The sequence below is a fragment of the Actinocorallia herbida genome (genome assembly GCF_003751225.1).
GTDB lineage: Bacteria > Actinomycetota > Actinomycetes > Streptosporangiales > Streptosporangiaceae > Actinocorallia > Actinocorallia herbida.
In genome coordinates this window covers 4,559,573-4,577,355 of the sequence record NZ_RJKE01000001.1, presented here as the reverse complement: position 1 = coordinate 4,577,355, position 17,783 = coordinate 4,559,573, and the positions used below count along the sequence as shown (strand labels likewise).

Annotated in this window: 19 protein-coding genes; 10 read left to right on the top strand and 9 right to left on the bottom strand. The window is 72.4% G+C overall.

Annotated features, from left to right (window positions below; genetic code table 11):
• Positions 1-29: 29 nt before the first annotated feature.
• The gene (locus tag EDD29_RS21170) at positions 30-1,061 is read left to right on the top strand and encodes a dipeptidase (protein ID WP_123666085.1); all 1,032 of its coding nucleotides are present in this window, start codon (positions 30-32) and stop codon (positions 1,059-1,061) included.
• Between the two features lie 28 nt (positions 1,062-1,089).
• On the opposite strand, the gene EDD29_RS21165 is transcribed toward EDD29_RS21170, so the two are convergent.
• The gene (locus tag EDD29_RS21165) at positions 1,090-1,503 is read right to left on the bottom strand and encodes a hypothetical protein (protein WP_123666084.1); all 414 of its coding nucleotides are present in this window, start codon (positions 1,501-1,503) and stop codon (positions 1,090-1,092) included.
• Between the two features lie 297 nt (positions 1,504-1,800).
• Between EDD29_RS21165 and EDD29_RS21160 the strand changes: the two genes are divergently transcribed.
• The 8 genes from EDD29_RS21160 (at position 1,801) to EDD29_RS21125 (ending at position 8,701) form a co-directional block, all read left to right on the top strand.
• Positions 1,801-2,322, top strand: a complete 522-nt coding sequence (locus tag EDD29_RS21160; RefSeq protein WP_123666083.1) for a DUF4760 domain-containing protein — start codon at positions 1,801-1,803, stop codon at positions 2,320-2,322.
• Between the two features lie 156 nt (positions 2,323-2,478).
• The gene (locus EDD29_RS21155) at positions 2,479-2,862 is read left to right on the top strand and encodes a hypothetical protein (protein WP_123666082.1); all 384 of its coding nucleotides are present in this window, start codon (positions 2,479-2,481) and stop codon (positions 2,860-2,862) included.
• Between the two features lie 65 nt (positions 2,863-2,927).
• Positions 2,928-3,617, top strand: coding sequence for a response regulator transcription factor (locus tag EDD29_RS21150; RefSeq protein WP_246052901.1), 690 nt, complete (start codon positions 2,928-2,930; stop codon positions 3,615-3,617).
• The gene (locus EDD29_RS21145) at positions 3,614-5,053 is read left to right on the top strand and encodes a sensor histidine kinase (protein ID WP_123666081.1); all 1,440 of its coding nucleotides are present in this window, start codon (positions 3,614-3,616) and stop codon (positions 5,051-5,053) included. Before EDD29_RS21150 ends, EDD29_RS21145 begins: the two co-directional genes overlap by 4 nt.
• 63 nt (positions 5,054-5,116) lie before the next feature.
• Positions 5,117-5,647: a hypothetical protein gene (locus EDD29_RS21140; RefSeq protein ID WP_148086035.1), complete on the top strand. Its 531-nt coding sequence runs from the start codon at positions 5,117-5,119 to the stop codon at positions 5,645-5,647.
• A complete protein-coding gene (locus EDD29_RS21135; RefSeq protein WP_123666079.1) occupies positions 5,644-6,804 on the top strand; it encodes a peptidoglycan-binding protein in 1,161 nt (386 codons plus the stop codon). Before EDD29_RS21140 ends, EDD29_RS21135 begins: the two co-directional genes overlap by 4 nt.
• Positions 6,801-7,490, top strand: a complete 690-nt coding sequence (locus tag EDD29_RS21130) for an ABC transporter ATP-binding protein (protein WP_246052899.1) — start codon at positions 6,801-6,803, stop codon at positions 7,488-7,490. Before EDD29_RS21135 ends, EDD29_RS21130 begins: the two co-directional genes overlap by 4 nt.
• Positions 7,487-8,701 (top strand): ABC transporter permease, encoded by a 1,215-nt coding sequence (locus EDD29_RS21125; RefSeq protein WP_123666078.1) that lies wholly within the window; start codon positions 7,487-7,489, stop codon positions 8,699-8,701. Before EDD29_RS21130 ends, EDD29_RS21125 begins: the two co-directional genes overlap by 4 nt.
• A gap of 439 nt (positions 8,702-9,140) precedes the next feature.
• Here EDD29_RS21125 and EDD29_RS21120 read toward each other — a convergent pair whose 3' ends face one another.
• Positions 9,141-10,940: an ABC transporter ATP-binding protein gene (locus EDD29_RS21120; RefSeq protein ID WP_123666077.1), complete on the bottom strand. Its 1,800-nt coding sequence runs from the start codon at positions 10,938-10,940 to the stop codon at positions 9,141-9,143.
• A gap of 79 nt (positions 10,941-11,019) precedes the next feature.
• Between EDD29_RS21120 and EDD29_RS21115 the strand changes: the two genes are divergently transcribed.
• Positions 11,020-11,436, top strand: coding sequence for a MarR family winged helix-turn-helix transcriptional regulator (locus EDD29_RS21115; protein ID WP_123666076.1), 417 nt, complete (start codon positions 11,020-11,022; stop codon positions 11,434-11,436).
• 151 nt (positions 11,437-11,587) lie between these two features.
• Here EDD29_RS21115 and EDD29_RS21110 read toward each other — a convergent pair whose 3' ends face one another.
• From EDD29_RS21110 to EDD29_RS21080, 7 genes are all read right to left on the bottom strand, one after another.
• Positions 11,588-11,950, bottom strand: coding sequence for a hypothetical protein (locus EDD29_RS21110; protein ID WP_123666075.1), 363 nt, complete (start codon positions 11,948-11,950; stop codon positions 11,588-11,590).
• A gap of 57 nt (positions 11,951-12,007) precedes the next feature.
• Positions 12,008-12,622 carry a nuclear transport factor 2 family protein gene (locus tag EDD29_RS21105; RefSeq protein ID WP_123666074.1) on the bottom strand — a complete coding sequence of 205 codons (615 nt, stop codon included), beginning with the start codon at positions 12,620-12,622 and terminating at the stop codon, positions 12,008-12,010.
• 41 nt (positions 12,623-12,663) lie between these two features.
• Positions 12,664-13,650: a PhnD/SsuA/transferrin family substrate-binding protein gene (locus EDD29_RS21100; RefSeq protein ID WP_123666073.1), complete on the bottom strand. Its 987-nt coding sequence runs from the start codon at positions 13,648-13,650 to the stop codon at positions 12,664-12,666.
• Positions 13,647-14,393, bottom strand: coding sequence for an ABC transporter ATP-binding protein (locus tag EDD29_RS21095; RefSeq protein ID WP_123670598.1), 747 nt, complete (start codon positions 14,391-14,393; stop codon positions 13,647-13,649). The genes EDD29_RS21100 and EDD29_RS21095 overlap by 4 nt, the downstream gene beginning before the upstream one ends.
• Positions 14,393-15,223: an ABC transporter permease gene (locus EDD29_RS21090; protein ID WP_211359818.1), complete on the bottom strand. Its 831-nt coding sequence runs from the start codon at positions 15,221-15,223 to the stop codon at positions 14,393-14,395. The genes EDD29_RS21095 and EDD29_RS21090 overlap by 1 nt, the downstream gene beginning before the upstream one ends.
• Positions 15,220-16,641 carry an FAD-dependent oxidoreductase gene (locus EDD29_RS21085; protein ID WP_123666072.1) on the bottom strand — a complete coding sequence of 474 codons (1,422 nt, stop codon included), beginning with the start codon at positions 16,639-16,641 and terminating at the stop codon, positions 15,220-15,222. Before EDD29_RS21085 ends, EDD29_RS21090 begins: the two co-directional genes overlap by 4 nt.
• A 220-nt stretch (positions 16,642-16,861) precedes the next feature.
• Positions 16,862-17,773 (bottom strand): enoyl-CoA hydratase, encoded by a 912-nt coding sequence (locus EDD29_RS21080; RefSeq protein ID WP_123666071.1) that lies wholly within the window; start codon positions 17,771-17,773, stop codon positions 16,862-16,864.
• Positions 17,774-17,783: the final 10 nt, after the last annotated feature.

The window sequence follows — 17,783 nt, the reverse complement described above, 5'->3', positions numbered from 1 at the left end:
TCCGTCGCCGACGGGTTACAGTGCCGGTCATGCCTGCTGAGTTGCATGCGAACGCGGTCGTGGCCGACGCGCACAACGACCTGCTGATGGCGGTAGTGGCCCGTCCGCCCGCACGGTGGGCGTCGTTCTTCCGGGAGCGGTGGCTGCCGCAGCTCCGCGCGGGCGGAGTCGACCTGCAGGTGCTGCCGGTGTTCATCGACGACGGGTTCAGGCCCGAGGGGGCGCTGCGCGAGACGCTCCGGATGATCGAGTGCGCGCACGTGATCGCCGAGGGGAACGCCGAGGATGTCCGGCTCTGCCTCGACGGGCCGCAGATCGACGCGGCGCTGACCGAGGGGAAGATCGCGCTGGTCCTGGCGCTGGAGAGCATGCCGGGGCTCGACGCGAACGTCGAACTCCTGCCGACCCTGCACCGGCTCGGCGTCCGGATCGCCTCGCTGGCGCACTGGGGACGCACCCCGCTCGCCGACGGCAGCGGCGAGGACGCGACCGCGAGCCGGCTGACCGCCGCGGGCGTCGCGGCGGTGGCCGAGATGGAGCGGCTCGGCGTTCTGCTGGACATCTCCCACCTGGGTGCGAGCGGGGTGGCGCACGTCCTGGAGCTCGCGTCCAGGCCGGTGCTCGCCACCCACTCCAGCGCCCGCGCGTTGCGCGACCACCACCGCAATCTGACCGATGACCAGATCCGGGGCGTCGCGGCCACCGGCGGCGTGGTCTGCGTGAACTTCCTGCCGGGCTTCCTCGCCGCCGATCCGGCCGACTACACCGTCGCCCGGCTGGCCGACCACATCGAGCACGTCGCATCGGTGGCGGGCGTCGACCACGTCGGCCTCGGCCCCGACTTCGTCCACGAGGTCTTCACCGACCTCACCCCGCCCTGCTGCGAGGATCCCGCGGCCACCGTCGACTTCGACGTCATGGCCACCCTCCCCGGCCTCGCCGGACCCTCGGGCCTGCCCCTGCTCACCGCCGAACTCCTCGCCCGCAAGCTGCCCGAGCCCGACATCCACAAGATCCTCGGCGGCAACCTCCACCGCCTGCTCACCACCTACCTGACCTGACCTGACCCGCCCGCTGAGGCCGCCGGTCTCAGCGCCAGTGGGCGGAGTCGGTGAGGAAGTGGTGGAGGCGGGCCATGGCTTGTTCGGCGTCGGTGAGCTGGTCGGGCGTCGGGATGACGGTGCCGTAGTCGTGGCCGGCCACTTCGGGCAGGGACCGCCACGACAGGATGGGGTTGAGCGCCAGGATGACCTGGCTGAGACACCAGGCGAGGGGCCCATGGCACGAGGCGACGCAGATCGCGGCGGCGGCCAGCCCCTCCCGCAGATCCTCCAACCGCTCCCGCACCCCCGCCACCTCGGCCGACGGCCGACCGAACGACCCGAGCGTCACCCGGAGCTCCTCCGCACGAGCCCGCTCGGTCCTGGACATACGCCAGTGCCCCGCCGCCAGATCCCGCAACGCCTCATCGATGACGCCTTCGACCGCGCCGTCCATGCCCATAGAAGGACCGTACTGATCAACCCGCCCCCGAGTAGAGCCTTTGGTCCCGACCGAGCCTTCCGGCACGAACGGGTGAGCTCGGCACCGACACCGCCTACGGTGTTTCCGCAGCCTGGAGCCGGTCCGTACCTCTGCGGCTTCGTCGAACACAGAGCCCACCTGCCCAATGCCGACCCCGACACCCCAGCAAGACGTCCTTCCGATGCTGTACATCAGAGCGCTCCAGTAACGGGGCCGACTATGGGCAGATCGTCAAAGTCGCGGCAGAGGTGCGGAATCCGTCCGTAGTTTGGGTTCGTGGACTCGACCGTTGTACTGAATCTCGCCGCGCTGTCGATCTCCCTGACGGCGCTCGTCATCTCGATCCGCCTGGGTCTCCGGCAGATCCGGGTGGCCAGTGGAGGGCTGCATCTGCCCGTGGTGCTGGAGACCTTTGACTACTCACGCAGTACCGCGTGGTTCGAGGCGCAGGAATATGTGCTGACCACGCTGGCGCACGAACACCACGCCGAAACCGGCTGGCGCGGCCTGCCTGAAGAGGCGCGCACCCACGTGAACATCATCGGGTTGTTCTATGACGACCTGGGAAAGCTGGTGGCGCACGGGGTGATCGACCAGAGTTTGGTGATCGGCTCTTACGGCATGAACATTGTGCGCCTATGGGATTCTTTGGCTCCCTTCGTCTATACGGAGCGGCGTGAGCACGTACCGCAGTTCTGGATGTACTTCGAAGATCTCGCGGCACGGACGGCCGCTCTGCCTCCGGAGACCGTTTACGCGGAACTGCAGATGCGATCACGGCCACCCCGACTGGACTGAGCGCATCGACGACCTATGACGTGGCCGCGCATGTGGTGAGCCGGTCGGCCGGGTCGTGGCGCAGGGCCTCGTCGCGGTCATCGGCGTGGAGCGTGCACTGTGTCCGGATATGTCGGCTGTTGGTCTTCGGGTGGGGGGTGTGGGATGGTCCCGGGCATGATCGAGGGGAACAGGCCGGGTGGCGAGGGTGGGCGGCCCGATGATCGGGTGGCGTCCGGGTTGCGCTTCGGCACGGAACTCGTCGCTTGGGTCGGCACGCCTTGGGCGCTGGCCGGCCACTCGTGGTGGGCGGCGGTGGTGTCGGTGGTGGTGTTGATCGGGCTGCCGACGGTCTTCGCGACGCCGGGGGACAAGACGCAGGTGATCGTCGCGGTGCCCGGGTGGGTGACCGTTCTGCTGGTGCTGCTCCAGCTGGTCGCCGCGGTGGTCTCGTCCTGGGTGGTCTGGCCCGGCTGGGTGGCGGCGGGGGTGGCGGTGCTCGCGGTCGCGGCGCTGTGCGCCGAGCTGTCGCGCTGGCGGTGGCTGCTCGCCCGCCGGTGAGGCGTCAGGTGAGGCCCACGGCGGCTCCCATCGGATTCTGAGGTTTCTCAGGTATTCCTTGGGGCGTGAGTGAGACGACGCGGATTCTCGTGGTGGACGACGAGCCGAGCATCAGGGAGCTGCTGGTGCAGACGCTCCGGCTGGTCGGATTCGAGGTGTCGGCGGCCGGATCGGGGCGCGAGGCCGTCGACGTCGCGGCGAGGACGGCCCCGGCGCTGGTGGTCCTCGACGTCATGCTGCCGGACCTCGACGGGTTCGAGACCGCGCGGAGGCTGCGGGGGTCGGGCCGGGACGTGCCGATCGTCTTCCTCACCGCCCGGGACGCGGTCGAGGACCGCATCACCGGGCTGACCGCCGGCGGGGACGACTACGTCACCAAGCCGTTCTCCCTGGAAGAACTCGTGCTGCGGATCAAGGCGGTCCTCAGGCGGGTCTCCGGCGGCGGCGTGGCCGGGGAGCGGCTGCGGTGCGGCGACCTCGTCCTCGATGAGGACTCGCACGAGGCATGGCGCGGCGACCGTCCGATCGAGCTGTCGCCGACCGAGTTCAAACTGCTGCGGTACCTGATGGAGAACGCCGGACGGGTGGTCAGCAAGGGGCAGATCCTCGACCGGGTCTGGAAGTACGACTTCTCCGGGGACAGCCGGATCGTCGAGACCTACGTCTACTACCTGCGCAAGAAGATCGACCTCACCGGCCCGCCGCTGATCCACACGGTGCGCGGCGTGGGCTACCGCCTCAGGGAGGCGCGATGAGGCCGCGGGGTCCCGGCCGCTGGTCGCTGCGCTCCCGGCTCGCGCTGACGGCCGCCGTCCTGACCGCGTGCGGGCTGCTCGCGGCCAACGGGGCCGGGCTGTTCCTGCTGCGCTCCCATCTCATCGCCCAGGTCGACGAGCGGCTCGGCACGATGACGTCGAGCGTCACCAGCGTCACGCCGCAGCAGATCGAGCGGTTGCGCGAGATCCTGGTGGAGCTCGCGCCCGTCCGGCTCAGCGCAGGCGCCCTCGATCCGCAGGAGTTCCAGCTCTACTTCCTGGCCGAGGAAGGAGCCAGGAGGATCCTCCCGCCGGACGACGCCGAGGCCGGGCCCGACCTTCCGGGGCGGACCGCGCTGGCAGGACGAGCGGGAGACGGTCCGTTCACCGTCTCGGGCACCTCGGGCGGATCCTGGCGGGTCGAGGTGATGACGCTGCCCGGCGGTTTCCTGGCGCTCGGCGCGTCGTCGCTGGCGGAGGCCGACACCACGTTCCAGCGGATGCTGCTGATCAATCTCGTGGTCATGGTCGGGGTGCTCGGCGCGCTGGGCCTGGTCGCCCGGCTGGTCGTCGGGGTGGGGCTGCGGCCGCTGTCCCGGATGGAGGCCGTCGCGGCGCAGATCGCCGCGGGCGACTACGCGCGCCGGGTCGCCGACGCCGATCCGCACAGTGAGCCGGGCCGGCTCGGCCGCGCGATCAACACGATGCTCGACCGGGTCGAGAGCGAGATCGGCGCGCGCAAGGCGTCCGAGGAGTCGATGCGCCGGTTCCTCGCGGACGCCTCGCACGAGCTGCGCACGCCCCTGACGTCCATCCGGGGCTTCGCCGAACTCGCCCGGTGGGGCGGATCTGCGGACGCGGCGCTGGCGAAGGTGGAGGCGGAGGCCGCCCGGATGGGCGTCCTGGTGGACGATCTGCTGCTCCTGGCCAGGATGGACGAGCGGCGCAGGCTCGAACTGGCACCGGTCGACCTGCTCGCGCTGGCCGCGGAGCTCGTCCGTGATGTGCATATGCGGCATCCGTCCCGGAAGGTACGGCTCGCCGGACTCGACCAGGACCGCGCGTATTTCGAACCCGTCCTTGTCCGGGGGGACGAGCTGCGGCTCCGGCAGATCGTCGGGAACCTCCTCGACAACGCGGTGCGGCACACGCCCGAGGACGCCTCGGTCACCGTCCGGGTGGGGTCGGCGCGGCCGGGCCGGGCGGTCGTCGAGGTGGCCGACACCGGGCCGGGGGTCGCGCCGGCCGACGCGCCGCACATCTTCGAGCGGTTCTACCGGGCGGACCGGGCGCGATCGGCCGACGGCGGGACGGGGCTGGGGCTGGCGATCGCGTCGGTCCTCACACAGGCGCACGAGGGGCGGCTTGAGCTCGGGGAGACGCCGGGCGGCGGCGCCACCTTCCGGCTGCTGCTGCCGATTCCCAGCGGGCTCTGACCTTCGTCTGACGGTCCGCTGAACCTCCTTCACCAGGATTCCCCTTCGACGAAGGGAATCCCTGTGCGAAGAACGATGACCGCGGTGTGCGTGCTGGCGCTCGGCCTGCTGACGGGCTGCGGCGGCGGTGACGGAGGCTCGAAGGTCGCGACCCTGTCCACGGACGGGCCCTCGGGAGCGACGGCCTCCGCCGCGCCGGGCGACGCGGACCAGGCGAGGGCGTTCACCCAGTGCCTGCGGGACAACGGGATCCAGATCGACGACCCCGACCCGAAGACCGGGCGGCTCGACCGAGACTCACTCGGCGGCGTGGACGAGGCGAAGGCGGGGAAGGCGCTGGAGGCGTGCCGCGACCTGATGCCGCAGCAGAACGAGGCGCTGGCCGCCCTTCAGAACCCGGACGCCGAGACCAAGGCGAAGATGGTGGATTTCGCCCAGTGCATGCGGGACGCGGGGCATGACTTCCCCGACCCGGGCCCCGACGGCTTCGATTTCACCGAGCTCGCCGGCGGCGGAACCGACGAGGGGCTCAGGGACGACGCCCTCGCCTGCCTGAAGGAGCACCCCTTCGCCGACCTCGGAGGCCTCGGATGACCCTCCTGAGCGAGGACCCGAAAGCCGGGGAGACGGAGCGACCCACGGTGCCGTCGAGCCCCCGACCGCGTCGAAGGGTTCGCGTCCTCGTCCTCTCCGCCGGGGGCCTCGTCGCGGTGGGCGCGGTGGCCTGGGCGGCGATCGGCTTCGACGCGGGTGCCGACCCGGGTCCGGAGGCCCCGTCCGGGCCTCCCGCGACCGCGAAGATCGAACAGCGCACCCTGACCGAGACCGAGACGGTCTCCGGCGCGCTCGGCTACGGGGACGTCCACACCGCCTCCGTCGCCGCGGGCCAGGCCGGCGTCACCGGGACGATCACGTGGATCCCCGCGGAGGGCGACATCGTGAAGCGCGGCGGGACCGTCTACGGCGTGGACGGTCGCAAGGTACCGCTCCTGTTCGGGACCACGCCCGTCTACCGGACGCTCTCCTCCGGCGTCGAGGGCAAGGACGTGAAGATGCTGGAGCGCAATCTCGCGGCGCTCGGCTACGCCGGGTTCACCGTCGACGCGGAGTTCACCTCCGCCACGTCCGACGCCGTCTCCCACTGGCAGGAGGACCTCGGCCTTGACGAGACCGGCGTCCTCGCCAAGGGCGACGCGGTCGTGGCCCCGGGCGCCGTCCGCGTCGCCCAGGTCCACCTCGGCGTCGGCGACGCCGCGACCGGCCCCGTGGTCGGCTGGACGGACACCGCCCGCCTCGTCACGGTCGACCTCGAACCGCGGTTCGAGGATCTGGTCTCCCGGGGCACGAAGGCCACCGTCGAGCTGCCGAACGGGGACCGGGTCGACGCCACCGTCACGTCGGTCGGCACCACCGCGACCGCGGCCGCCCCGGGTGGCGCGGGCGCCGCCGCGCCCGCCGCCGAGGACGCCACGGTCGCGGTCGAGCTGGCGGTCGGGGACCAGAAGGGGCTGGGCCGATACCAGGCCTCGCCGGTCGACGTGACGTTCACCTCCGCGGAGCACAAGGACGTCCTGGCCGTCCCGGTCACCGCGCTCGTCGCGCTCCGCGAGGGCGGCTACGCGGTCGAGGCGGTCGGCGAGGACGGCACGACGGGCTATGTGTGGGTCGAGACCGGGGCGTTCGCGAACGGCCTGGTCGAGATCCGCGGTGAAGGTCTCGCCGCCGGCATGACCGTGGGGGTGCCGAAGTGATCAGCCCCCCTCCGGTCGTGGAGCTCGCCGGGGTCTCCAAGAGGTACGGCGACCTGTTCGCGCTGCGCGACGCCGATCTGACGATCGCGCGAGGCGAGCTGCTCGCGGTCGTCGGGCCCTCGGGCTCGGGCAAGTCGACCCTGCTCAACATCATCGGCACGCTGAGCCGCCCCACGTCCGGGTCGGTGCGGATCGACGGCTGGGACGTGGCCGACCTCGGCGACCGCGAGCTGTCGGCGCTGCGCGGCGGCACGATCGGGTTCGTCTTCCAGCAGTTCCACCTCGCGGCCGGGATCCCGGCGCTCGACAATGTCGCCGACGGCCTGCTCTACCGTGGCGTGGCCCGCGCCGAACGGCTGCGGCTCGCCGAACGGGCGCTGCGCAGGGTCGGGCTCGGCGGCAGGCTCGGCCACCGGCCGCACGAGCTGTCCGGCGGGGAGAAGCAGCGGGTGGCGATCGCCCGCGCCGTCCTCGGCGATCCGCCGCTGCTGCTCGCCGACGAGCCGACCGGCGCGCTCGACTCGCGTTCCGGCCGGATCGTCATGGACGTGCTGCACGACCTGAACGCCGCGGGCACCACCATCGTCATCATCACCCACGACACCGACATCGCCGCGTCGCTGCCCCGCGCCGTCCGGATGAGGGACGGCCGGATCGCTGAGGACACCCCGGCGGCCGTCAGATGACCGCGGTCGTGCGCGACCGGCCCAGGCCCCGTCCGGCGCGGCTCGCCCCCGCCGACGTGTTCGGGCTCGGCGTCTCCGGGCTGCGGTCCCGGCCGCTGCGGGTCGTCCTGTCGGCACTGGGCATCGCCATCGGCATCGCCGCGATGGTCTGCGTGGTGGGCATCTCGACGTCGAGCCGGGAGGAGCTCAACCGGCGGCTGGCGACGCTCGGCACCAACCTGCTGACCGTCGAGACCGGCCAGTCGTTCGGCGGCGACGCGCGGCTGCCCGCCGAGTCGGTGGCGATGATCGGCGCGATCGGGCCCGTGGAGTCGGTCTCCGCGATCGGCGAGACGGACGCCAAGGTCTACCGCAACGACAGGATCGGGGCCGAGCACACCGGAGGGATCGGGGTCTACGCGGCGCGCACCGACCTGCCGGCGACGGTCGGCGCCGAGGTGGTGGCCGGTCGCTGGCTCGACGAGGCGTCCGCCGGATACCCGGTGACGGTCCTCGGCCCGGAGGCGGCCGCCGTGCTCGGCGTGCACTCCGTCGGCGTCGACGTCCAGGTCTGGCTCGGCGGCCGCTGGTTCACCGTCGCCGGCATCCTCGCGCCCAACGAGCTCGCCCCCGAGCTGGACACCGCGGCCCTGGTCGGCTGGCCAGAGGCCGCCGCGCAGCTCGGCTTCGACGGCCGCCCCACGACGATCTACACCCGGGCGGAGAAGGAGGCGGTGGCCGACGTCCAGGCGGTCCTCGGCGCCACCGCGAACCCCGAGGAGCCGAGCGCGGTCACGGTCTCCCGCCCGTCGGACGCGCTGGCCGCGGGCCGGGCGGCGGACGAGACGCTCGGGGCGCTGCTGCTCGCGCTGGGCGCGGTGTCCCTGCTGGTCGGCGGCGTCGGCGTGGCCAACACCATGGTCATCTCCGTCCTGGAACGCCGGGCGGAGATCGGCCTGCGGCGCTCCCTGGGCGCGACGCGGCCCCAGATCCGCGTCCAGTTCCTCGTCGAATCCCAGCTCCTGTCCCTGCTGGGAGGCGTCGCCGGCGTCCTGATCGGGGTGGTGGTCACCTTCGGATACGCCACGGCCCAGGGGTGGCCCGGCGTCGTCCCCGCCTGGGCCGTGCTCGCCGCGGTCGCCTCGACCCTCGGCATCGGCGCCATCGCCGGTCTCTACCCCGCCATCCGCGCCTCCCGCCTTCCCCCGACGGAGGCCCTCTCCTCGGCCTGACCCGCCCGGCCCGCGGACGGTCCGCGCCGGATGGCACGTGCCCGAACGTTCCTCCCGACCCGCACACCCCCTTGGCCGGACGGCCACCTCGGCCTGTGCGGAGTGCCCCCGCGACCGGCTCGTTCGGTCCAGGGGGCACTTCCGTTCCTCCGATGGGGCCCGGCCCGGCCATCGGGGTGCGTCCGGCCGGCAGGCTCGGGTCGGTGGGCGGGGCCGAAGACGGATCTGACGCTCGGAGACGGTGGGCCGCGGTCGGCACCTGGTCGGTGAGGCAGGGGCGTCGGGCGAGCCGATGCCGTGCTCGCCGGAGAGATCCGGGGCCGCATGAGGGAGGTCGGCGAACTCGGCGGGGGCCCGGCCGCAGTCCCCGCGCACGTGGTGCCGTGCCGGGCCGCTCCTGGTGGGCCGCCCACGAAGGCCCCGGGGACGGCCGCTCGGGTCAGGGGGCGGGGGCCAGGTCGGGGGAGCGGCCGGCCAGGGCGGCGTAGGGGCCGCCCGCGGTGACGAGGTCGGCGTGGGTGCCCTGGTCGATGACCCGGCCGTGGCCGAGGACGATGATCTGGTCGGCGTCGCGGATGGTGGAGAGGCGGTGCGCGATGGTGATGGTGGTGCGGCCCCGGGAGAGGGCGTCGAGCGCGTGCTGGAGCTCGCGTTCCGTGGTGTTGTCGAGGGCGCTGGTCGCCTCGTCGAGGACGAGCACGGGCGGGTCGCGCAGGAGGGTGCGGGCGATGGCCAGGCGCTGCTTCTCGCCGCCGGAGAAGCGGTAGCCGCGCTCGCCGACGAGGGTGGCGTAGCCGTCGGGGAGGGACATGATGTGGTCGTGGATGCGGGCGGCGCGGGCCGCGCGCTCCAGCTCGGCGTCGGTGGCGTCGGGCTTGGCGAAGCGGAGGTTGTCGGCGATGGAGGCGTGGAAGAGGTAGGTCTCCTGGGAGACGACCCCGACGGCGGCGGCGAGGGTCTCGGCGGACAGGTCGCGGACGTCGACGCCGTCGATCGTCACGGTCCCCGAGGTGGCGTCGTAGAGCCGGGGGATCAGGTAGCCGAGGGTGGTCTTGCCGGAGCCGGTGTGCCCGACGACGGCGAGGCTGCCGCCCGCGGGGACGGTGACGGTCACGTCGTCCAGGGCCTTGCGGTCGGGGGTGTAGGCGAAGCCGACGTGGTCCAGGCGCACCTCGCCGCGCACCTCGGGCAGCGCGACGGGGTCGGCGGGCTCGACGACGTCGGGCCGCAGGTCGAGGTATTCGAAGATGCGGCGGAACAGGGCGGTCGAGGTCTGCAGGTCCACGCCCGTGGACAGCAGCATCATCAGCGGCCGGAAGAGGTTGCCCTGAAGGCTGGTGAACGCGACGAGCGTGCCGATCGACACCAGCGGGCTGCCGTGCGCGGACGCGAAGCCGGCCACCCAGTAGAGGATCGCCGGGATGGTCGACATGACCAGCTGGATGTTGGAGATGCGCCAGCGGCCCGACGTGTCCGCGCGGATCTCCAGGTCGGCGAGCTTCTCGGACTGGGCGGCGAACGCCTCGGTCAGCGAGGTCGAGCGGCCCATGGTGCGGCCGAGCAGGATGCCGCTGACCGACAGGGACTCCTCGACCGTCGAGGACATCCGGGCGAGGTGCTTCTGGCGTTCGGTGGTGATCTTCTTGCGCTGCCCGCCGACCTGCTTGCTGATCAGCACGAACAGCGGCAGCATCACCAGGGACACCAGGGTGAGCCGCCAGTCGAGGGCGATCATGGCGACGAGGGTCGCGGTGACCGTCGTCAGGTTGGAGACGAGCTGGTTGGCGGTCGAGGTGACCGTCGACTGCATGCCGCCGATGTCGTTGGCGATGCGCGACTGGACCTCGCCGGTGCGCGTCCGGGTGAAGAACGCCAGCGACATGCGCTGCATGTGCGCGTAGACGGACGTGCGCAGGTCGTGCATGATCCGCTGGCCGACGCGGGTCGAGAGATAGGTCTGCAGGACCGTGAACACGTTGGTGACCACCGCGACGGCGATCATGCCGAGCGCGAGCAGGCTCAGCAGCCCGACCCGGCCCTGAGGGAGCGCGGTGTCGAGGATCTCGCGCAGCAGGAAGGCCGAGGCCACGGACACCAGTGAGGACAGCACCACGAAAAGGGTGATGACCAGCAGTGGGCCGCGGTAGGGCGTGAACAGGCGCAGGATCCGAGGGATGTCGGTGCCCCGGGAGGTCTCCTGAGCGGGTTTCTGGACGGTGTGGGGTTTCCGGAAGGTCATCGTCGCCTCCTTGATGAGTTCAGCTCTTAGTGAGGTTACCTCATATTCTTCGGAGCGAACAATGAGATAGACTCTGACCATGGACTCAGCCCAGTTGGCCGACCTCCTGATGCAGGCGGCGCACCGCATCAGGCGCGGGGAGAAGCAGGCGATGGCCCCGCTCGGGCTCACCCCCGCCCAGGCCAGGGCGCTGCGCGTCATCCTCAACGCACCCGAGCCGCCCCGGATGGCGGCCCTCGCCGACGCCCTGCGGATCGTCCCCCGCTCGGTCACCAGCGTCATCGACGCCCTGGAGCGGGAGGACCTCGTCACCCGGGCCCCCGATCCGGGCAACCGCCGCGCCATCCTCCTGCACCCCACCGCGAAGGCCCGGGGCGTGGGCGCCCGGATGCGCGAGGCCCGCCGCATCACCGCCGAGTCCCTCTTCGCCGCCCTCTCCGAGACCCAGCGCGCCGAACTCGGCACCCTGCTCACCGCCCTGACCGCCGACCGCTGAACGCACCGGCGATACGGTCGCGGCCGCTTCGGCGACGCGGTCTCGGCCACCGACGCCGGTGCCTGCGAAGGCCCCGGCCTCCGACTCCCGCCGCCGTGACATGCCCAGGGCCCGCCGCGCTTCCGCGCGGCGGGCCCTGGGCGGTGCGGGGTCAGAGGCGGGTGATGACGGGTTCGCGGGCGAAGGACCGGACGGCGAGCCGGAACACGGCGAGGTCGACGAGCAGGACCGCGGCCGAGGCGGCGAGCGCGATCCGCACGTCGAACAGCGGCAGTCCCGTCGCCTGCCCGAGGACGAGGGCGAGCACCGGCAGGACGACGGGCACCGACGCGCCCTGGGCGCCCTGCACGGTGGTGGAGCGGCCGGAGACCGCGACGATGACGCTCGCGGCGAGGAAGCCGATGAGCGGCGCCGGCAGCAGGACGAGGACGCACCGCCAGGTCGGGAAGAAGAGGCCGTCGAAGAGCAGGCCCGCGAGCACGTGGACGAGCACCGTGCAGACGAGGAACGACACCCAGGTCGGGGGATCCCGACCTGTCCGGCGCGCCGTCGATTGAGGCCGTCTCGGCGGCTACCGGGCCTCCTCCTGGAGATAGACCGGCTTCTCCTGGATGGTCCGTTCGGCGACGGAGCCGGGGCGCAGCCGGTCGCGGAGGGTGTACCAGAGGTCGTCGGGGTGGTATCCGCTGGCGAGATCGGGGCTGGCGATGCCCGTGAAGGGGGAGGGCGCGGCGGGCTCCCAGCGTTCGTAGCCACCGCTGACGACCAGGCGGTGGGCTATGCGCCACCGACCGTCACGGCGCTCGAAGCGGTCGAGGAAGCGGAGCGAGCGCAGGTAGTCGTGGCGCACGCCGTTCTGGTTCACCGGGTTGAGGCTCAGAGCGGACGAGTCCGCGAAGGCGATGTCGCCTTCGAGCTCGACGTAGGTGGAGGGCACCATCAGGCCCTTCGACGTGATGGGCGCCGCGGCCCACGCCTGGACGACGAAGTCGAGGAATCCCGCGAGGTCGCCGTTGATGCGGTACGGCTCCATCTCGTAGTGCTCGTAGATCCCGTCGGGATGGAAGACCGTCGAGAGCAGCTCGCGGTCATGCCGTTCCTGGGCGCGCGCGTAGCGCAGCACCACCTCGCGGATGTCGTGCTCGTCGACGAGCTCGCGCAGGCGGGTCTCAAGGTCGCCGGACATGGGGTCCTCCTCAGCTCGGCGGCGGGCGACGGCGTCGGCCGTCACTCGCCGATCCGGTCGTTGTACTGGGCGTCGAAGTGGTCGGCCACGGCGACGCCGGACTTGACCCGGCCGGTGGTCGCCAGGGCGTCATAGGTGTCCTGGAGCCCCTGGGTCACCGAGGCGTCGAGCGGGACGGGCTGGATCGGGTCGGCGAACGACAGCCTGAGCTGCTCGGCGGGGACCTGGGTGGCCTTCGACAGCTGCGCCAGGAGCTCGTCGGTGTGCGCGTTGGTGTACGTCAGGGACTTCTTGAACCTGGTGATGTAGTCGAGCGCGGCCTCGACCTTCTTCGGGTCCTCGCGCGCCTTGTCGGACAGGACCCAGTAGTTCTGGGCGTTCCACAGGCCGTCCTCGCCGGTGACCAGCCAGCGGGCCTTGCCCTCCGCCACCAGCGAGCCGCCGGGCGGGGTGCAGGTGGCCAGCGCGTCGACCTTGCCGCTGACGAACGCGGCCTGCTGCTCGGGGATGGTCGCGAGGTCGACCTTCTCGACGTCCTTCAGGTAGTCGAGCCCGGCCCGCTGGAAGGAGCGGATCGCGATGATCTCGCCCGCGGTGGACACCCCGTTGCCGACGGTCTTGCCCCGCAGGTCGGCGACGGTCTTCGCGGTCGAGCCCTTCGGCACGAGGACGCCGCAGAAGCCCTTCGCCCGCTGCTGCGCGTACACGATCGTGAACGGAAGGTCCTGGCCGGCGAGGGTCGAGGTGATCACGTCGCCGAGCAGGAGCAGGTCGGCCCGGCCCGAGGCCAGCGCGGAGGCGAGGTCCTTCGGCGTCGAGGCGTTGACCTCCTCGACGGTGTAGGGGGTGTCGAACTCGTTCGCCGTCTTCAGGAACGCGTTGGTCGTCGCGCCGACGGAGACCGCGAGCTTCGTGGAGGAGAGGTCGCCGTCGTCGGCGCCGCCGCCCGGGGGCTCGGCGCCGGTGCAGGCACTGGCCAGCAGCGCGGTGGCCGCCGCGGCCGCGAGGAGGAGCCGGGATCCGATCATGATGCTTCCTTTGTTTCGCCGGAGCGGAAATCGGTGGTGGGCGCGGCGCCGAGCTCCGCGAGCAGCAGGCGCCGCAGCCGGTCGAGCTCGGGCGCCGAGGACGGGTCGCGCCCGATGTGCCGGGTGTCGACGTCGTGCTCGATGCGCCCCGCGGACATCACCAGGACGCGGTCACCCAGGAGCACGGCTTCCTCGACGTCGTGGGTCACCAGCACGGTGGCGGGGCGGTGCCGCGCGGCGAGCCGCTGGACCAGGTCCTGCATCCGCAGCCGGGTCAGCGCGTCGAGCGCGGCGAAGGGTTCGTCCAGGAGGAGCAGGCGGGGCTCGCGGACCAGGGCCCGCCCCAGCGCGACCCGCTGGGCCTGGCCGCCGGACAGCGTGGCGGGCCACGCGTCGGCGTGCCCGTCGAGTTCGACCTCGGTCAGCGCGGCGAGCGCCCGGGGCCGGGCGTCCGCGCCCGCGCCGCCGCCGAACAGCACGTTGTCGAGGACCCGGCGCCACGGCAGCAGCCGGGGCTCCTGGAAGACCACGGCGGTCGGGCTCGGCGCGCTGACCACCCCGGAGTCCGTCTCGTCGATGCCCGCCAGGATCCGCAGCAGGGTGGTCTTGCCGCACCCGCTGGGGCCGAGCAGGCAGACGAACTCCCCGGGGCGCACGTCGAGGTCGAGGCCGTCGATCACGCTGCGTTCGCCGAAGGACCGGTGCACGTCCCTGAGGACGACGCCGTCGGTGGAGGCCGGCATCAGCGACCCCCGAAGGACGCGCGCCACACCAGGAAGCGGCGCTCCAGCGACCGGACCAGGACGTCGACCGCGATGCCGAGCAGGCAGTACACGATGACGCAGGCGAAGATCGTGTCGGTGTCGACGTACTGCTGGGCCGTCATCAGCAGGTAGCCCAGACCGCTCGTCGCGTTCAGGGTCTCGGCGATGACGAGGGCCAACACGGAGATCGAGAAGGAGAAGCGCAGGCCCACCAGCGTCTGGGGCATCGCCCCGGGCAGCAGCACGTGGCGGATGACCTGCCATTGCGTCTTGCCCATCGCGCCGGCCATCTCGATCAGCCCGCGGTCGACGCCCCGGACGCCCGCGTAGACGTTGAGGTAGACCGGGAAGAAGCACGCCATCGCGATCAGCAGGATCTTCGGCAGCTCGCCGAACCCGAACCACACGACGAACACCGAGGTCAGCGCGAACACCGGCACCGTGCGCACCATCTGCACGGTCGAGTCGATCAGCTCCTCGCCCAGGGTCCACAGGCCCGCGGCGACCCCGAGCAGGAGGGCCGTGGCGACCCCGAGCCCGAGGCCGAGCGCCGCGCGGCACACCGAGATCAGCAGGTTGCCCGGCAGGGTCCCGTCGACGGTCAGCTCCACCAGCCGGGACGCGGTCCGCACCGGCGAGGAGAACAGCCTGACGTCGATGACGCCGGAGGCCGCGGCGGTCTGCCAGGCGGCGATCAGGAACACGGGCACGATCGCCCGGCGCACCAGCGCGGCCGCGTCGCCGGGCGGCCCGCCCGACTGGGCCTGACGCGAACTCGGCCGTGCCTTCGTGGCGGCGAGCCCGGTCACGCGGTCTCCCGCAGGGCGGTCGCGACGAGTTCGAGGGTGCGGGCGCGGTCGGGTCCGGGCGAGGCCGCGGCGACCCCTCGGGCACGGGCCTCCCGCGCGCGCTCGACGACGGCGGGGTCGTGGAACAGGGCGTCCGGTGGGTCGATGAGCGCCATGCTGCGCAGCACCGCGCGCAGGAACTCCGGCTGCTCGCCGAGGAACGGCAGCACCCCGTGACTGAGCAGGCTCTCCTCCTCGGCCGCCGCCGCGTCGGCGGGCGGGACGGGCAGGCCGCGCCACCGGTAGCGGCGGAGCCGGTCGGTGACCGCGGAGATCTCGTGGATGAGCCGGTTCTGCGCCTCGACGGCCCGGTGGTGGGCGAGTTCCACGCCGTCGTCCGAGGCGAGGGCGGGCGCCACCGCGAACGCGTGCGTCAGGGCCATCGCGATGCCCCAGGCGCGCATCGGGTTGGTGGTGCTCAAGGCGTCGCCGACCGCGACGAGCCCGCGGACGAGCGGCCGGTCGCCCACCACGTAGTGGTGCCGCGTGTTGTGGTTGTTGGCCATCACCTGCGGTTCGTGCAGAGGGGTGCCGTCGAACCTGCCGGTCCAGGCGGCCAACGCCGGGATCTCGGCGGCCAGCGCGTCCCAGGAGGCGCCGTGGCGGAGCTCGCGCAGTTCGTGGTCCCAGGTCGGGACGCCGAACACGGCGCCGTAGGTCCGGTGGTCGCCGACGAAGGTCCAGTAGTGCAGGTGGCCCAGGTCGCCGCGCGGCATGCCCAGGTAGTCCGGCCGCCGGTCCGGCGCGGCCCGGAAGTAGCGCGAGTAGTAGATGAGCTCGCACGGCTCCGAGTCGGTCCGGAGGTCGGCCCCCGCCTCGCGGAGCCACTGCGGCACCGGAGTGCGGCGGCCTGCGGCGTCGACGACCAGATCGGCGTCGAGGCGGGTCCCGTCGGCGAGGAGCACTCCGTTGACGACGGGCGTCGCGCCCGGCGTGAGGCCCAGCGCGTGCACCTTGCCGACCAGGAGGCGCACCTTCCCGTCGTGCTCGAGCGCGCGGCGGAGCGCGAGTTCGAACGCGGGACGGCGGCACACCAGCCCGGTCAGCGCGGCGTCCTCGGGACGGCGCAGCTCCGGCGGCAGCAGGGCCTCGATCGGGTTGACCTCCTCGATGCCGTCGGCCCGGAGCAGGTCGAGGACGTCGGGCGCCTCCGCCAGCAGCAGCTCGCGCACCCGGGCGGACAGGTTGTGGACGAGCCGCCACTGCGGCACCGACGGGCGCGCCCAGTGCGTGAAGGCCTCGTCGCCGTCGCGGAGCGCGGGCATCGCGTCGCGTTCGACGACCACGACGTCGTGTCCGGCCCGCGACGCGGACAGCGCGGTGGCGAGGCCCGCGAGACCGGCTCCGATGACCACGAGGCGGGCGGGTGTGGCTGACATGGGGCTCTCCTGTGATTCCTGCGGTATTAAGTCTTTTATTCCGATAGGAATAGTCGTGATTCGGCATGGCCTGCGCACCCGGGGTGAAGACGCCGGGTGAGCCCGGGCGACCCGGGGGCGGACGGCGGCCGATCATCCGGCCGGCCGCCGTCCGTTCAAGCGGGGGAGACCGGCGAGGAGCCGGGGCCGGGCCCCGGTCCCTCCGCCGCGTCGCCGGACGTCACGCCCAGGCGCCGCCGACGCTGTCCTTGACCGCGAGCGCCACCGGCGGCGCGGTGCGCCAGTCCGGCACCCCGTCCTCCTCCTTGGCCAGCGGCCAGTCGCTGCCGTGCAGCTCGGCCCAGTGCGCGTGCAGCACGTGGTGCAGCGAGAACGCCGCGGAGAGCGCGATCTGGAAGCCCTGGGCGTCGACGCTCTGGTTGACCGCCTCCTTGGTGCCCAGCGACGCCGCGGTCGGCACCAGCGCGATGCGCTGCGCGAACTCGAGGGTCCGCTGCGCGAGGTCCTCCACCGGGAACACCTTGCTGACCATGCCCAGGCGATGCGCCTCATCGGCGTCGATCGCGTCGCCGGTCAGCAGCAGCTCCTTGGCCTTGCGCGGCCCGAACTCCCAGGGGTGCGCGAAGTACTCCACGCCCGCGCCCCCGAGCCGGGGACCGACCGGGTCGGCGAACCGCGCGTTCTCCGCGGCGACGATGAGGTCGCACGCCCAGGCCAGCATCAGGCCCGCTGCGAAGATCTCGCCCTGCACCTGAGCGATGGTGATCTTGCGCAGGTTGCGCCACCGCTTCGTGTTCTCCTGGAAGTAGTGGTGCTCCTGCAGCATCCGTCGCTCGGCGGCGAGGCGGGTCCCGCCGTTGAACCCGTAGGTGGGGTGCTGGGACGGGCCGGGGGTGCTCTCCGCAAGGTACTCGCGCGAGCCGAGGTCGTGGCCCGAGGAGAACGTCGGACCCTCCCCGGCGAGGATGACGACCCGGACGACGTCGTCGCGCTCGGCGCGCAGGAACGCCTCGTCCAGCTCGACGAGGAGGCCGCGGCTCTGCGCGTTGCGGCGCTCCGGCCGGTTCAACGAGATGCGCACGACCTTGCCGTCGTCGAACGTCTCGTACTTCAGGTAGCGGTACTCGGTCATGGGGCTCCTT

Bases quoted from the DNA above. Each gene is read 5' to 3' on its own strand.
- EDD29_RS21170 (WP_123666085.1), top strand. From the start codon at position 30: ATGCCTGCTGAGTTGCATGCGAACGCGGTCGTGGCCGACGCGCACAAC.
- EDD29_RS21165 (WP_123666084.1), bottom strand. From the start codon at position 1,503: ATGGGCATGGACGGCGCGGTCGAAGGCGTCATCGATGAGGCGTTGCGG.
- EDD29_RS21155 (WP_123666082.1), top strand. From the start codon at position 2,479: ATGATCGAGGGGAACAGGCCGGGTGGCGAGGGTGGGCGGCCCGATGAT.
- EDD29_RS21145 (WP_123666081.1), top strand. From the start codon at position 3,614: ATGAGGCCGCGGGGTCCCGGCCGCTGGTCGCTGCGCTCCCGGCTCGCG.
- EDD29_RS21135 (WP_123666079.1), top strand. From the start codon at position 5,644: ATGACCCTCCTGAGCGAGGACCCGAAAGCCGGGGAGACGGAGCGACCC.
- EDD29_RS21125 (WP_123666078.1), top strand. From the start codon at position 7,487: ATGACCGCGGTCGTGCGCGACCGGCCCAGGCCCCGTCCGGCGCGGCTC.
- EDD29_RS21120 (WP_123666077.1), bottom strand. From the start codon at position 10,940: ATGACCTTCCGGAAACCCCACACCGTCCAGAAACCCGCTCAGGAGACC.
- EDD29_RS21115 (WP_123666076.1), top strand. From the start codon at position 11,020: ATGGACTCAGCCCAGTTGGCCGACCTCCTGATGCAGGCGGCGCACCGC.
- EDD29_RS21105 (WP_123666074.1), bottom strand. From the start codon at position 12,622: ATGTCCGGCGACCTTGAGACCCGCCTGCGCGAGCTCGTCGACGAGCAC.
- EDD29_RS21100 (WP_123666073.1), bottom strand. From the start codon at position 13,650: ATGATCGGATCCCGGCTCCTCCTCGCGGCCGCGGCGGCCACCGCGCTG.
- EDD29_RS21095 (WP_123670598.1), bottom strand. From the start codon at position 14,393: ATGCCGGCCTCCACCGACGGCGTCGTCCTCAGGGACGTGCACCGGTCC.
- EDD29_RS21085 (WP_123666072.1), bottom strand. From the start codon at position 16,641: ATGTCAGCCACACCCGCCCGCCTCGTGGTCATCGGAGCCGGTCTCGCG.
- EDD29_RS21080 (WP_123666071.1), bottom strand. From the start codon at position 17,773: ATGACCGAGTACCGCTACCTGAAGTACGAGACGTTCGACGACGGCAAG.